Origin of the sequence: Pararoseomonas sp. SCSIO 73927, from assembly GCF_037040815.1 — a bacterium.
Taxonomy (GTDB): Bacteria; Pseudomonadota; Alphaproteobacteria; order Acetobacterales; family Acetobacteraceae; genus Roseomonas.
The window spans coordinates 4,656,219-4,669,222 of the sequence record NZ_CP146232.1; the positions used below are offsets into that span (position 1 = coordinate 4,656,219).

Consider the following 13,004-nt stretch of genomic DNA (forward strand, 5'->3'; position numbering starts at 1 on the left):
CCGTCGCAACCGATGCCCCGCCGCGTGGAGGACACCCCATGGATGACGCCGAAGCCGTGGCGGATGCCGCCGCGCTGCCCTCTGGGCTGCCGATGAAGGGCGACCTGATGAAGGGCCGCCGCGGCATCGTGATGGGCGTGGCAAATGACCGCTCTATCGCCTGGGCCATCGCCCAGGCCGTCGCCGCGCAGGGGGCCGAGGTCGCCTTCACCTATCAGGGCGAGGCGCTGGAGAAGCGCGTGCGCCCGCTCGCCGCCTCCATCGGCTCCGACCTTCTGGTTCCCTGCGACGTCTCGGACGAGGCGGCCGTCGACGCGGCCTTCGCCCGGGTCGCGGAGCGGTGGGACGGGATTGACTTCCTCGTCCATGCCATTAGTTTTGCGGATAAGCAGTACCTGCGCGGACGCTACCTCGACACGCCGAAGGAGGCCTTCCTCCAGGCCCTCGACATCTCCTGCTACTCCTTCGTCACCGTCTCCCGCCGCGCGGCCGCGATGATGAAGCCGGGCGGCTCGCTCCTTACCCTCTCCTATCTCGGCGCGGAGCGTTGGACGCCGCACTACAACGTCATGGGCGTGGCCAAGGCGGCGCTGGAGGCGAGCGTGCGCTACATGGCGGCCGACCTCGGCGATTCCGGCATCCGGGTGAATGCGGTCTCGGCCGGGCCCATTAAGACGCTGGCCGCCAGCGGCATCGGCGACTTCCGCTACATCCTAAAGTGGAACCAGTACAACTCCCCCATGCGCCGCAACGTCGGCCTGGAGGAGGTGGGCGGCGCCGGCCTCTACTTCCTCTCTCCCCTCTCGGGCGGGGTGACGGGCGAGGTCCACCACGTGGATTGCGGCTACCACATCGTCGGCATGAAGCACCCGGAGGCGCCGGACATTGCTATTGAGAAGGCACCCGGCGAGAGGGGCTGATGTCCCACAACAGCTTCGGCCACCTCTTCCGCGTCACCAGCTGGGGCGAGAGCCACGGGCCGGCGATCGGCGGGGTGGTGGATGGCTGCCCGCCCGGCCTGCCGCTGACCGAGGCGGACATCCAGCCTTTTCTCGATCGCCGCCGTCCCGGTCAATCCAGGTTCGTGACCCAGCGGCAGGAGCCGGATCAGGTCCGCATCCTGTCCGGAACCTTCGATGGCGTGACAACCGGAACGCCTATCTCGTTGATAATTGAGAATACTGACCAGCGCTCCCGCGACTATGGCGAGATCGCCGAGAGCTTCCGGCCCGGCCATGCGGACCTCACCTACCATCTGAAGTACGGCGTGCGGGACTACCGCGGCGGCGGCCGCTCCTCGGCCCGGGAGACGGCGGTGCGGGTGGCGGCCGGTGCCGTGGCGCGGCGGGTGCTGGGCGCGGGCGTGACGATCCGCGGGGCGCTGGTGGCGATGGGTGGGGACGAGGTGGACCGCGCGGCCTGGGACTGGTCGGCGGTGGAGGAGAACCCTTTCTTCTGCCCGGACCCCGCCGCCGCCGCGCGGTGGGAGGAGCGCCTCCTGGCCCTCCGCAAATCCGGCTCCTCCGTCGGCGCCGTGGTGGAGGTGGTGGCGGAGGGCCTGCCGCCCGGGCTGGGCGCCCCCCTCTATGGCAAGCTGGACGCGGAGATCGCCGCCGCCCTCATGTCCATTAACGCCGTGAAGGGGGTGGAGATCGGAGACGGGTTCGCCTCCGCCGCCCTGACGGGGGAGGAGAACGCGGACGAGATGCGGATGGCGCCGGACGGCACGGTGGCGTTCCTGGCCAACCACGCGGGGGGCGTCCTCGGCGGCATCTCCACCGGCCAGCCCATCGTCGCGCGCTTCGCGGTGAAGCCCACCTCCTCCATCCTCGTGCCCCGGCGCACCGTGGACCGGCACGGGGCGGAGCGGGAGCTGATCACGAAGGGGCGGCACGACCCCTGCGTCGGCATCCGCGCCGTCCCGGTCGGCGAGGCGATGGTCGCCTGCGTGCTGGCAGACGCCCTCCTGCGACACCGGGCGCAGGTGCGGGACGCGCCGCTGTCCACCCGGCTCCCGAGAAACTGAACGGGCTTCTCCTTTATCCGACCGCAGCACTCGGTTACTTCTAGGGCGCCCAAAGGTGCCCGATGCCGACCTCAGCCGCCCCCTCCTCGCCCTCACCCCGCGATGCCGAGAACCTGACCGGCTTCCTCGGCCTCGCCGGCCCAGGATCCTGGGAGGGGCGCATGGCCGAGATCGCGAGCCGGACGCGGGCGGCCACCCTGACCGGCCGCGCCGCCCAGGAACGTCACGCGCTCGAGCTGACCCTCCAGCGCCTCTCCGCCCCGGGCGCCATGGCCGGTGCCGGCGCCCCCGAGCGCGAGCTGCTGGCGCTGGCGCAGACAGCGGCGCGGCTGGCGGACACGCTGCCCGAGGAGCCGCGCCGGCGGCTCTGCGCGCAGGTCCTCGCCGGGTTGACGGGTGAGGCGAACCTCATCCCGATGTTCCACCTGCTCCGCGTCGCCGAGCTGCACCGTGCCAAGGGCTTCGAGGTGCGCTTCACCGGCCTTGCCGAGGGCACGCCGCACGACCTGCTCATCTCGCGCGGCGGCGCGGAGGCCGAGGTGGTCTGCGAGACTCTCTCGGCGGAGGAGGGGCGGCCGCTTCTGCGCGGCGACTGGTGCGCCTTCGTGGACGGGATCAACCCCGACCTGCAAACCTGGCTCGCCGCCCATCCCGGCCGCTACGTGCTGAAGATGACGCTGCCCGACGGGCTGGGCGGCGACTCGCTGGACGGCCCCGCCCTGCAGCGCCGGATCATGGAGATGCTGCGGGACCGTCGGCGACAGGATTCGAACACCGCTGCCGTGCTGAAGCTGGACCCGCTGGTGCTCGCGGGCGCACAGGCGGCGGTGCCGGCCCAGGCGCTGCGGGCGCTGTTCGGGCCCGAGGCGCAGCTCGCCGTCGCCCAGCAGGGCAGCGGCAACATGCTCGTCCTCGCGGCGCGCGCGGGTCAGGCGAGCGACATCGCCCGCGCCGTCTGCCGCCGCATGGTCTCCGCCGCCGGCCGGCTCGGCGGGGAGAGGGCGGGCGTCCTCGCCATGTTCCTGGACGACATCGGTCGCCAGGAGTGGCGCGGCCTGCGGGACAGGCGGGACCTCGAGGGCGCGGTGCGCCGCTTCCTCACCACGCCGGAAGCGCGGCGGGTTTCGGCCGTCACCTGCGCGTCGCGAATGGAGCTCTTCGGCATGGCGCCGCCGGATTCGGTGCCCGAGGGCGAGCTGCGCTTCCGCAACCCCGCCCGCCCGCATGCGCGTGAGACGGCGCTTCTGCCGGCGCTCGTCTCCACGCCGTAGCACGGGCCAGAGAACGGCCATGATCCTCACAAGGACGGGAGGATCAAGGAAACCGATGGCCGCACCTCTTCGTTCAGGCCCATGCTGCACCGCAAGAGAACGAGGACGGCCATGACGGACGCGGAGATCGAGAGAGCCCAGGAGGAGCTGGACCGCCTGCTCAACGATCCCGAGGTCCGCATGGACCCCGCTCGCGTCTGGGCCCTGGCCGGCCGCCTTTCCCAGGGCACCGCCGCACCGGGCGCGCAGCGCTAGCCCGACCTGCGGGCGCCGATCAGGAACTCCTTATTTCCCTCGGGCCCGGTGATCGGGCTTTCCGTAACACCCAGGACCTCCCAGCCCGCCAGGCCCGACCACCAGCCCGTCACCTTCGCGCAGACGGCGCGATGCACGTTCGGGTCGCGCACCACGCCCCCCTTTCCCACATTGCCCGGCCCCGCCTCGAACTGCGGCTTGATGAGCGCGACGGCGAAGGCGCTGGGCGCCGCCATGGCCAGGGCCGCCGGCAGCACGGTGGAGAGGCCGATGAAGGAGGCATCGCAGACCACGGCCCCGACCGGCTCGGGCACCTGCGCCGGTTCCAGGTAGCGGGCGTTCACGCGTTCCAGGACCACCACGCGCGGGTCGTTCCGCAGGCTCCAGGCCAGCTGCCCGTGGCCGACATCCACCGCGTAGACCCGTGCCGCCCCGTGGTGCAGCAGCACATGGGTGAAGCCGCCGGTCGATGCGCCTACGTCGATGCAGACCCGGCCGGCGGGATCCAGCCCGAAGGCTTCCAGCCCGTGCGCCAGCTTCAGCCCACCCCGGCTCACCCAGGGGTGGTCCTGGCCGCGCACCTCCAGCGGGTCGCCCTCCCGCAGCTCCTGCCCGGGCTTGTCCACCCGGCGCTCACCGCTGAACACCACCCCCGCCAGGATCAGCGCCTGCGCCCGCGTCCGGCTCTCGGCCAGGCCCCGCTCCACGAGGGCGGCGTCGGCGCGCTGCTTGGCGGGCTTGGGCTGTGGCAAGGCGTCGTCTCCGCGAAAGGCCGGCCAGGATAGCAGCCCCAGCCGCCCGGTGGGGGAACAGGGACGTGCGGAAGTCGCGGGCTCGGCGACGCCGGGAGGCGCTGGCAGGGTCTACCGCCCGGACCCCGATTTCCCTCTTAGGGCTTTCGCCGGGGAGACCTGTCCGGCGCAGGGCGCCCATGCCCCAGGGAAGCCGAAGCTCCCGCGTTTCACAGCAGCCGTTGGAGAGAAGATGAGGGCGGGGTTAGCAGGGGGAGGGCGAATCCCATCGCCCTCCCCCTGTCTACGGCGGCTTCAGGCCCGGGCCGGCTGCACGGCCACCTCGCGCCCCAGCGCGTCGCGCGCCGCCTGGGCGATCTGCGGCCCGTTGAGCCCGGCCAGGTCGTACTGCTTCTTCGGCGCTTCGTGGTCGATGTAGGCGTCCGGCAGAACCAGCGGGCGGAAGCGCAGGCCGCCGTCCAGAAGCCCGGCATGGGCGAGGTGCTGGGCGACGAGGCTGCCGAAGCCGCCGACGCTGCCCTCCTCCACCGTCAGCAGCACGGCGTGGCTGCGGGCCAGCCGCTCCACCAGCTCCGTGTCGAGCGGCTTGGCGAAGCGGGCATCCGCAACGGTGCAGGAAAGGCCTTGGGCGGCCAGCTCCTCGGCCGCCTTCATCGCCTCCGCCAGGCGCGTGCCGTAGGAGAGGATGGCGATGGTGCTCCCCTCCCGCAGGACGCGGCCCTTGCCGATCGGCAGCACCGTGCCGCGCGCCGGCAGCTCCAGCCCCGTGCCCTCGCCGCGCGGGTAGCGGAAGGCGATGGGCCCGGAATCATGGGCGGCGGCGGTGGCGACCATGTGGACCAGCTCCACCTCGTCGGCGGCCGCCATCAGCGTCATGTTGGGGATGCAGCCGAGGAAGGCGACGTCGTAGGCGCCTGCATGGGTGGCGCCGTCCGCGCCCACCAGCCCGGCGCGGTCCATGGCGAAGCGCACGGGCAGGTTCTGCAGCGCCACGTCGTGCACCACCTGATCGTAGGCGCGCTGGAGGAAGGTGGAGTAGATCGCGACGAAGGGCTTCAGCCCCTCCGTCGCCATGCCGGCGGCGAAGGTCACGGCGTGCTGCTCGGCGATGCCCACGTCGAAGGTCCGGCGGGGGAAGCGCTTCTCGAAGGCGTCCAGCCCGGTGCCGCTGGGCATGGCGGCGGTCACGGCGACCACGGTGGGATCGGCATCGGCCTCCGCGATCAGGGCCTGGGCGAACACCTTGGTGTAGCTCGGCGGGCCGGGCGGGGCCTTCACCTGCTCGCCCGTCACCACGTTGAACTTCACCACGCCGTGGTACTTGTCCGCGCTCGCCTCGGCGGGGGCGTAGCCCTTACCCTTCTGCGTCACGACGTGGAGCAGGATGGGCCCGCCCTCGTCGGCCTCGCGCAGGTTCCGCAGCACGGGCAGCAGGTGGTCCAGGTCGTGCCCGTCGATCGGGCCGACATAGTAGAAGCCCATCTCCTCGAAGAGGGTGCCGCCCGTCAGCATGCCGCGCGCGTACTCGTCCGCGCGCTTGGCCGCCTGCGCCAGCGGCCGCGGGAAGCGCCGGGCCAGCCGCCCCATCACCTCGCGGATGGAGAGGAACGGGCGCGAGGAGATGAGGCGGGAGAGGTAGGCCGACATGGCGCCGACGGGGCGCGCGATCGACATGTCGTTGTCGTTCAGCACCACGACGAGGCGGGACTTCAGCGCCCCCGCGTTGTTCATCGCCTCATAAGCCATGCCGGCGGACATGGCGCCGTCGCCGATCACGGCGATGACGTTCTGCCCGACGCCCTTCCCCTTCCCCAGCGGCGCGAGGAGGTCGCGCGCCACGGCCATGCCGAGGCCCGCCGAGATGGAGGTGGAGGAGTGGGCGGCGCCGAAGGGGTCGTACTCGCTCTCGCTGCGGCGGGTGAAGCCGGACAGCCCGCCGCCCTGGCGCAGCGTGCGGATCCGGTCCCGCCGCCCCGTCAGGATCTTGTGGGGGTAGGTCTGGTGGCCGACGTCCCAGATCAGCCGGTCGTCCGGCGTGTCGAAGATCGCGTGCAGCGCGACGGTCAGCTCCACGACGCCGAGGGAGGCGCCGAGGTGCCCGCCGGTGGTGGAGACGGTGTGGATCGTCTCCGCCCGCAACTCCTCCGCCAGCTGCTTCAGCTGCTCGGGGGAGAGGTTGCGCATGTCCGAGGGATGACGGACGCGGTCGAGGAGGGGCGTGACAGGTGGGGACATGCGTCGTGCTCTCTCGATCGCCGCCTAGTTCCGGCGGCGGATGACGTGGTCGGCCAGCGCGCGCATAAGGCCCGCGCGCTCGTCGAAGCTCTCAAGATGGGCCTTGGCCTGGTCCACCAGCCGCTCGGCCTGGGCGCGGGCGCGCTCGGGGCCGAGGAGGCCGAGAAGGGTCGCCTTCCCCGCGCCGGCATCCTTGCCCGTGGCCTTGCCGGTCTCCTCCGGGGTCGCCGTGAGGTCCAGCAGGTCGTCGGCGATCTGGAAGGCGGCGCCGATCTCGCGGCCATAATAGAGCAGGCACTGGCGGGAATGGGCGGGCGCCTTGCCGAGGATGGCGCCGGCCTCGGCCGAGAACTCGATCAGCCGGCCGGTCTTGAGCTGCTGGAGCCGGACGATCGCGGCCTCGTCGGGCGGCGTCGTCGCGGTTTCCGCCATGATGTCCAGCATCTGGCCACCGACCATGCCGCGCGCGCCGGAGGCGAGGGCCAGCGCGAGGCAGAGATCGGCGCGCACGGCCGGATCCTGGTGCGTCTCGGGCGCGGCCAGGGTGGCGAAGGCCTGGGTCTGCAGCGCGTCGCCCACCAGGATGGCGGTGGCCTCGTCCCAGGCCTTGTGGACGGTCGGCTTGCCGCGGCGCAGGTCGTCGTCGTCCATCGCCGGCAGGTCGTCATGCACGAGCGAGTAGGCGTGCAGCATTTCGACCGCGGCCGCCACGCGAAGGGCGGATTCGCGGCCTACCCCGAACTGCCGCGCGCCCTCCAGCACGAGGAAGGCGCGCATCTTCTTGCCGCCGCCCATGGTGGCGTAACGCATGGCGGCGAAAAGCTTGCGCTCCTCGCCCTCCTCCTTCGGCAGCAGCGCGTCCAGCGCCTCGTCCACCTCGGAGGCGGCCTCGGCCATCGCCGACTTCAGGTCTTCCGCGAAGGTCGCGTCCGTCATCGTCCCGCTCATCGCCGCCCCTACTCCACGTCCCGCAGGGCCGGCACCGGGCCGGGCACCAGGGCCTGGACCCGCGCCTCCGCCTCGTCCAGCTTGCGCTGGCAGTGCGCGCGCAGGGCGGTGCCGCGGGCGTAGGAGTCCATCGCCTCCTCCAGCTTCGCCTGCCCGCCCTCCAGCCGGCGCACGATGGCCTCCAGCTCGGCCACCGCCTCCTCGAAGGAGAGGTTCTCAACCTCGGCCAGGGACTCGTTCATTGCATCGGTCATCGTATCGGGCATGGCTGGCGGGTTCCGGGTCAGGCGCGGACCAGGGCGCGCAGATGCGCGGCCACCGATCGGGCGAGGGCGCCGAGGTCGTAGCCCCCTTCCAGCAACGAGACCACCCGGCCGCCGCAAACCCGGTTGGCGGTCTCGCAGATCGCTTCCGTCACCCGGCCGAAATCCTCCTCCGTCAGGCGCAGCCCGGCCAGCGGATCGGCCCGGTGGGCGTCGAAGCCGGCGGAGACGATGATGAGGCCCGGCGCGAAGGCCGCGACGGCGGGAAGGATGTCCCGCTCCCAGATCAGGCGGAAGGCCGGGCCTTCCGTGCCGGCGGCCAGGGGGACGTTGAGGATGTTGCCCCGCCCCACCTCCGAGGCCGCGCCCGTTCCTGGATAGAGCGGCATCTGGTGGGACGAGGCGAACATCAGCGAAGGCTCGTTCCAGAAGGCCGCCTGGGTGCCGTTCCCGTGATGCACGTCGAAGTCCAGCACCGCCACCCGCTCCACCCCGTGCGCGGCCTGGGCGTGGCGCGCGGCGACCGCGGCGCTGGAGAAGAAGCAGAACCCCATGGCCGTGTCGGGTTCGGCGTGGTGGCCGGGGGGGCGCACGGCGCAGAAGGCGCGGGAGAACTCGCCGCGCATCACCGCGTCCACCGCCTCCACTCCGGCGCCGGCGGCGCGCAGCGCGGCCTCGGCGGTGCCGGCGTTCATGGCCGTGTCGGCGTCCAGGGGCACCGTCTCCCCCTCGGCCGGACGGATGGAGAGGATGCGGTCCACATGGGACTCGGGATGCACCCGCAGCAACTGCTCCCGCGTCGCCTCCGGCGCCTCGGCCCGGACGAGGGTGGAGAACTCCTGCGTCTCCAACACCTGCATCACCGCACGCAGCCGCGCCGGCGCCTCCGGGTGGTAGGGCGCGTTCTCGTGCCGGAGGCAGGCGGGATGGGTGAGGAGGAGCATCAGCCCCCCTTCCCCGGCGCGTCGGACTTCTCGTCGCGCTTGCGCAGGGTGAACCTGAAGACCCCCGCGCTCTCGCTGAAGGAGACGAGGGCGTGGCCGGTCTCCCGGCAATAGGCCTGGAAGTCGATCACGCTCGCGGCGTCCGTGGCGAGCACGGTCAGGCGCGCGCCCGGCGCCAGCCCGCGCAGGGCCTTGTTGGCCTTCAGCACGGGCAGCGGACAGGTCAGGCCCTGGACGTCGAGCAGGGTCTCTTTTGTGGTCCCGGCGGGGGACGTGTCGGACGGCGCTGCCATAGAGCCGGCCAATCCACCACCGGGAACGCCGCAAGTCCAGCACCCCGGCCCCTCTCTCGCGCGATGCTCCGCTGGACGTGTCCCCGGCGCACCGGCATCTATCCCCGCATGACGATCAGGCTGGGCGTGGACCTCGGGGGCACGAAGACGGAAATCGCGGCGCTGGGCCCGGGCGGGCAGGTCCTGCTGCGCCGCCGCCGCCCGAGCGGGGCGGGCTACGAGGCGGTCGTCGGGACCATTGCCGCCCTGGTGCGTGAGGCGGAGGCCGGGCTGGGCGCCACCGGCACGGTCGGGGTGGGCATTCCCGGCAGCATCAGCCCGCTGACAGGGCTGGTGCGGAACGCCAACAGCCAGGCGCTGAACGGCCGCCCGCTGGACCGGGACCTGGAGGCAGCGCTGGGCCGCCCGGTGCGGGTGACGAACGACGCCAATTGCCTCGCGATGAGCGAGGCGGCCGACGGCGCCGGGGCGGGCCACCGCAGTGTCTTCGCCGCCATCCTGGGAACCGGAGTGGGCGGCGGCTGGGTGGTGGAGGGGCGGCCGCTGGAGGGGCTGAACCGCGTCGCGGGGGAATGGGGCCATACCCCCCTGCCCTGGATGCGCCCGGAGGAGTTCCCGGGGCCGCGCTGCTGGTGCGGCCTGCATGGCTGCCTGGAGACCTTCCTCTGCGGCCCCGCCCTGGCGGCGGAGGCGGACGGGCCTGGTGCGCGGGACGCGACCGGGCTGGAGGCGCGGGCCGCCGCCGGGGATGCGGCCGCCGCCGCCGCGCTGGACCGCTACGCGGACCGGCTGGCCCGAGCCCTGGCGGCGCTGGTGAACCTCATGGACCCAGAGGTGATCGTGCTCGGCGGGGGCGTCTCCAACTTCGCCCGGCTCTACGCGGCGGTGCCGGGGCTCATGGCCCCCTACATCTTCGGCGACGCCAAGGCGGTGAACCTCGTCCGGGCGCGGCACGGGGACAGCTCCGGCGTCTTCGGGGCCGCGCGCCTCTGGGACAAGGCCTGACGACTCGGGCCCTTGTTCCCCTTCCGTGCTAGCATGGGCTCATGCCCTCCCTCTGCCGGGACTGCTTCGCCCATGCCGCCGAGGCGCCGCGCCGCTGCGCCGCCTGCGGCTCCGCGCGCGTGATCTCCCACCCAGAACTCTTCACCCTCACCATTGCCCACGTGGACTGCGACGCCTTTTTCGCGAGCGTGGAGAAGCGGGACCGGCCGGAGCTGGCCTCCCGGCCCGTGATCATCGGCGGCGGGCAGCGCGGCGTGGTCTCCACCGCCTGCTACCTGGCGCGCACGCGCGGCGTGAAATCCGCCATGCCGATGTTCAAGGCCCTGGCCGCCTGCCCGGACGCCGTGGTGATCAAGCCGGACTTCACGAAGTACGTGGCCGCCTCGCGCGGGATCCGGGCGCTGATGGAATCCCTCACGCCCCTGGTCCAGGCCATGTCCATCGACGAGGCGGTGCTGGACCTCTCGGGCACCCAGTCGCTGCACGGCGCCCCGCCTGCCGTGGCCCTGGCCCGCTTCGCCCGGCAGGTCGAGCGGGAGGTGGGCGTAACGGTCTCCATGGGCCTCGCCCCGAACCGGCTGCTGGCCAAGATCGCGGTGGAGCGGGACAAGCCGCGCGGCATGGCCGTGATCGGCGCCGCCGAGGCCGCCGCCCTCCTGGCGCCGGAGCCGGTGACGATCCTGCCGGGGGTGGGCCCGGCCTTCGCCGCGAAGCTCGGGGGCATGGGCTTCTCCACCCTCGGCCAGCTCGCCTCCCTCGACGCGCGGGAAGCGATGCGCCGCTTCGGGGAGGACGGGCCGACGCTGGTGGCCCGTGCGCGCGGCGAGGACAACCGCCCTGTCCGGCCGGAGCGCGAGACGAAGTCCGTCTCCGCCGAGACCACCTTCGACCGCGACATCGCCCGGCCGGAGGAGATGGAGCCCTTCCTCTGGCGCCTGTGCGAGAGGTTGGCGCGGCGGCTGGCGGAGAAGGGCTTCGCGGCGGGCGGCGTGGTCCTGAAGCTGAAGACGGCGCGCTTCGCCCTGCGCACCCGCAACGCCCGACTGCCCGGCCCGAGCGCGGTGCCGGAGACGCTCTTCGCCGCCGCCCGGCCCCTGCTGGCGCGGGAGGCGGACGGCACTGCCTTCCGCCTGATCGGCATCGGCGCCCAGCCGCTTGTGGAGGCCGCGGCCGCCGACCACGGCGACCTGGCGGACCCCGAGGCCCCGCGCCGCGCCGCCCGGTGGGCGGCGATGGAGTCTCTGCGGGCCAAGTTCGGGGACGGGGCGGTGGCGGTGGGCCGCGGCATCGGCCCGCGGCGCTAGGACAGCCGGTCCACCATCGTGGCGATGAGGATCCCGATCGCGAGGTCCAGCAGCACGAACATGCCGGCCCGGGCGCCGCTGATCCGCAGGGCCGACTTGGTGACGAACCACTCCATCCACAGCGCGTAGCCGATGGCCAGCAGGCTGAGCATCCCGCCCAGCCCGCCGGGCAGCAGCCGCCCGAACAGCACGGCCGCCATCAGCGCCGCGTACTGGGCGAGGTTGCTCCAGTTCCAGGCCGCGACGAAAAGAGGCCAGAGCGGCCCGCGGCCGGAGGCGTCCACCAGGGCCGCGGAGGCGAGCGGAAAGGCCACCCAGCCCAGCAGGTAGCCCACCAGCTCCACCCCCAGCCCTTCGGATGGGAAGCCTTCCTCCCCGATGGCCCGGATGGCAAGGAAGGGGACGAGGCAGATGGCGGCCGCCCAGAAGGAGCGCGCGGCGCCCTCCATGGAGAGGAGGGTGAAGCGGAGGCCGTCCTCCTTCCCTTGAGCGAGCAGGAAGGCGGCGCGCAGCCCCGCCGCGATCTGGACCCCGCGGGTGACCACGGGCGCGCTCAGCCCAGGCACTCCCGAATGACGGCACCGTAGAGGGAGGAAAGGCGGCGAAGCTCCTCCACCGGGGTCCGCTCGTCCACCTTGTGCATGGTGGTGCCCACGGCGCCGAGCTCGGCGACAGGGCAGAGGCGGGTGATGAACCGCGCGTCCGACGTGCCGCCGCCCGTGTCCAGCGCGCCCTCCTCGCCCGTCTCCGCCCACACGGCCCGGCGCAGCGCGTCCACGAAGGGGCCGGGCTGGGTGAGGAAGGCGTCGCCGGAGGAGGAGAACCGCGCCTCGTGTCGCGGCGCCTCCTCGGCGAGGATGCCGCGGATCCAGGCTTCCAGGCTCGCCGCCGTGTGGGTCGGGTTGAAGCGGATGTTCAGCCGCGCGAAGGCGCTGGCCGGGACGATGTTGTTGGTGGGATTGCCCACGTCCACCGTCGTCACCTGCAGCGTGCTGGCCTGGAACCACTCCGTCCCGCCGTCCAGCGGCTCGGCGGTCAGGCGGTGGAGCACGCGGGCCATGCGGTGGATCGGGTTGTCCGCCCGGTCGGGGTAGGCAACGTGGCCCTGGATGCCGTGGATCGTGAACTCGGCGGAGAAGCTGCCGCGGCGCCCGATCTTGATCGTGTCGCCCAGCCGCTCCCTGCTCGTCGGCTCGCCCACCAGGCACATGTCGGGGACGAGGTGGTTCTCCGCCATCCAGTCCAGCACCTTCGTGGTGCCGTCCGTGGCCACGCCTTCCTCGTCGCCGGTGATGAGGAAGGAGAGCGTGCCGCGATCCGCGGTGCCGTCTGCCACCGCATCGGCGGCCGCCGCGACGAAGGCGGCGACCCCGCCCTTCATGTCCACCGCGCCGCGGCCGTAGAGCACGCCTTCCGCCACTTCGGCGCCGAAGGGCGGGTGCGTCCAGCCTTCGAAGCTACCGTCAGGGCGGCGCTCGCCGCCAGGCGGCACAACGTCCGTGTGCCCGGCGAAGCAGAGGTGCGGGCCGTTGCCGCCGGAACGGCGGATGGCGAAGAGGTTCTCGACCTCCCCGAAGCGCAGCCGCGTGCACTGGAAGCCGAGCGGCGCCAGCGCCCCTTCCAGCACCGCCATCGCGCCCTCGTCGGCGGGCGTAACGGAGGCGCAGCGGATCAGCGCCTGCGCGATGGGGAGGGGATCGGTGCTCAT

General features: G+C 72.8%; 14 protein-coding genes. 6 read left to right on the forward strand and 8 right to left on the reverse strand.

Annotation, left to right across the window (positions count from 1 at the left end; translation table 11 throughout):
- Positions 1-38 precede the first annotated feature (38 nt).
- The 4 genes from fabI (at position 39) to VQH23_RS22025 (ending at position 3,552) form a co-directional block, all read left to right on the forward strand.
- A complete protein-coding gene (gene fabI, locus VQH23_RS22010; RefSeq protein ID WP_338662803.1) occupies positions 39-920 on the forward strand; it encodes an enoyl-ACP reductase FabI in 882 nt (293 codons plus the stop codon).
- The gene (aroC, locus tag VQH23_RS22015; protein WP_338662804.1) at positions 920-2,026 is read left to right on the forward strand and encodes a chorismate synthase; all 1,107 of its coding nucleotides are present in this window, start codon (positions 920-922) and stop codon (positions 2,024-2,026) included. The genes fabI and aroC overlap by 1 nt, the downstream gene beginning before the upstream one ends.
- A gap of 62 nt (positions 2,027-2,088) precedes the next feature.
- Positions 2,089-3,297 carry a hypothetical protein gene (locus VQH23_RS22020; RefSeq protein ID WP_338662805.1) on the forward strand — a complete coding sequence of 403 codons (1,209 nt, stop codon included), beginning with the start codon at positions 2,089-2,091 and terminating at the stop codon, positions 3,295-3,297.
- 111 nt (positions 3,298-3,408) lie between these two features.
- The gene (locus VQH23_RS22025; protein WP_338662806.1) at positions 3,409-3,552 is read left to right on the forward strand and encodes a peptide chain release factor 1; all 144 of its coding nucleotides are present in this window, start codon (positions 3,409-3,411) and stop codon (positions 3,550-3,552) included.
- On the opposite strand, the gene VQH23_RS22030 is transcribed toward VQH23_RS22025, so the two are convergent.
- From VQH23_RS22030 to VQH23_RS22055, 6 genes are all read right to left on the reverse strand, one after another.
- Positions 3,549-4,304 carry a TlyA family RNA methyltransferase gene (locus VQH23_RS22030; protein ID WP_338662807.1) on the reverse strand — a complete coding sequence of 252 codons (756 nt, stop codon included), beginning with the start codon at positions 4,302-4,304 and terminating at the stop codon, positions 3,549-3,551. The two genes, VQH23_RS22025 and VQH23_RS22030, sit on opposite strands and share 4 nt — an antisense overlap.
- A 294-nt stretch (positions 4,305-4,598) precedes the next feature.
- Positions 4,599-6,539, reverse strand: a complete 1,941-nt coding sequence (dxs, locus tag VQH23_RS22035) for a 1-deoxy-D-xylulose-5-phosphate synthase (protein WP_338662808.1) — start codon at positions 6,537-6,539, stop codon at positions 4,599-4,601.
- A 24-nt stretch (positions 6,540-6,563) separates the two neighbouring features.
- Positions 6,564-7,475 (reverse strand): polyprenyl synthetase family protein, encoded by a 912-nt coding sequence (locus tag VQH23_RS22040; RefSeq protein ID WP_338662809.1) that lies wholly within the window; start codon positions 7,473-7,475, stop codon positions 6,564-6,566.
- Between the two features lie 20 nt (positions 7,476-7,495).
- The gene (locus VQH23_RS22045) at positions 7,496-7,753 is read right to left on the reverse strand and encodes an exodeoxyribonuclease VII small subunit (protein WP_338662810.1); all 258 of its coding nucleotides are present in this window, start codon (positions 7,751-7,753) and stop codon (positions 7,496-7,498) included.
- 17 nt (positions 7,754-7,770) lie between these two features.
- On the reverse strand, positions 7,771-8,694 hold the full coding sequence (locus VQH23_RS22050) for a histone deacetylase family protein (RefSeq protein ID WP_338662812.1): 924 nt from the start codon (positions 8,692-8,694) through the stop codon (positions 7,771-7,773).
- Positions 8,694-8,987: a sulfurtransferase TusA family protein gene (locus tag VQH23_RS22055; protein WP_338662813.1), complete on the reverse strand. Its 294-nt coding sequence runs from the start codon at positions 8,985-8,987 to the stop codon at positions 8,694-8,696. Before VQH23_RS22055 ends, VQH23_RS22050 begins: the two co-directional genes overlap by 1 nt.
- Positions 8,988-9,095: 108 nt before the next feature.
- On the opposite strand from VQH23_RS22055, the gene VQH23_RS22060 reads away from it, so the two are divergent.
- Positions 9,096-9,992 carry an ROK family protein gene (locus VQH23_RS22060; RefSeq protein ID WP_338662814.1) on the forward strand — a complete coding sequence of 299 codons (897 nt, stop codon included), beginning with the start codon at positions 9,096-9,098 and terminating at the stop codon, positions 9,990-9,992.
- Between the two features lie 41 nt (positions 9,993-10,033).
- Positions 10,034-11,296 (forward strand): DNA polymerase IV, encoded by a 1,263-nt coding sequence (locus tag VQH23_RS22065; RefSeq protein ID WP_338662815.1) that lies wholly within the window; start codon positions 10,034-10,036, stop codon positions 11,294-11,296.
- Here the strand turns inward: VQH23_RS22065 and VQH23_RS22070 are convergent.
- Together VQH23_RS22070 and dapE are read right to left on the reverse strand one after the other, a co-directional pair.
- Positions 11,293-11,862 carry a hypothetical protein gene (locus VQH23_RS22070; protein ID WP_338662817.1) on the reverse strand — a complete coding sequence of 190 codons (570 nt, stop codon included), beginning with the start codon at positions 11,860-11,862 and terminating at the stop codon, positions 11,293-11,295. The two genes, VQH23_RS22065 and VQH23_RS22070, sit on opposite strands and share 4 nt — an antisense overlap.
- A complete protein-coding gene (gene dapE / locus VQH23_RS22075) occupies positions 11,850-13,004 on the reverse strand; it encodes a succinyl-diaminopimelate desuccinylase (RefSeq protein WP_338662818.1) in 1,155 nt (384 codons plus the stop codon). Before dapE ends, VQH23_RS22070 begins: the two co-directional genes overlap by 13 nt.

Bases quoted from the DNA above. Each gene is read 5' to 3' on its own strand.
- VQH23_RS22045 (WP_338662810.1), bottom strand. From the start codon at position 7,753: ATGCCCGATACGATGACCGATGCAATGAACGAGTCCCTGGCCGAGGTT.
- VQH23_RS22040 (WP_338662809.1), bottom strand. From the start codon at position 7,475: ATGACGGACGCGACCTTCGCGGAAGACCTGAAGTCGGCGATGGCCGAG.
- VQH23_RS22060 (WP_338662814.1), top strand. From the start codon at position 9,096: ATGACGATCAGGCTGGGCGTGGACCTCGGGGGCACGAAGACGGAAATC.
- fabI (WP_338662803.1), top strand. From the start codon at position 39: ATGGATGACGCCGAAGCCGTGGCGGATGCCGCCGCGCTGCCCTCTGGG.
- VQH23_RS22055 (WP_338662813.1), bottom strand. From the start codon at position 8,987: ATGGCAGCGCCGTCCGACACGTCCCCCGCCGGGACCACAAAAGAGACC.
- VQH23_RS22065 (WP_338662815.1), top strand. From the start codon at position 10,034: ATGCCCTCCCTCTGCCGGGACTGCTTCGCCCATGCCGCCGAGGCGCCG.
- VQH23_RS22025 (WP_338662806.1), top strand. From the start codon at position 3,409: ATGACGGACGCGGAGATCGAGAGAGCCCAGGAGGAGCTGGACCGCCTG.
- VQH23_RS22050 (WP_338662812.1), bottom strand. From the start codon at position 8,694: ATGCTCCTCCTCACCCATCCCGCCTGCCTCCGGCACGAGAACGCGCCC.
- dxs (WP_338662808.1), bottom strand. From the start codon at position 6,539: ATGTCCCCACCTGTCACGCCCCTCCTCGACCGCGTCCGTCATCCCTCG.
- dapE (WP_338662818.1), bottom strand. From the start codon at position 13,004: ATGAGCACCGATCCCCTCCCCATCGCGCAGGCGCTGATCCGCTGCGCC.
- aroC (WP_338662804.1), top strand. From the start codon at position 920: ATGTCCCACAACAGCTTCGGCCACCTCTTCCGCGTCACCAGCTGGGGC.
- VQH23_RS22020 (WP_338662805.1), top strand. From the start codon at position 2,089: ATGCCGACCTCAGCCGCCCCCTCCTCGCCCTCACCCCGCGATGCCGAG.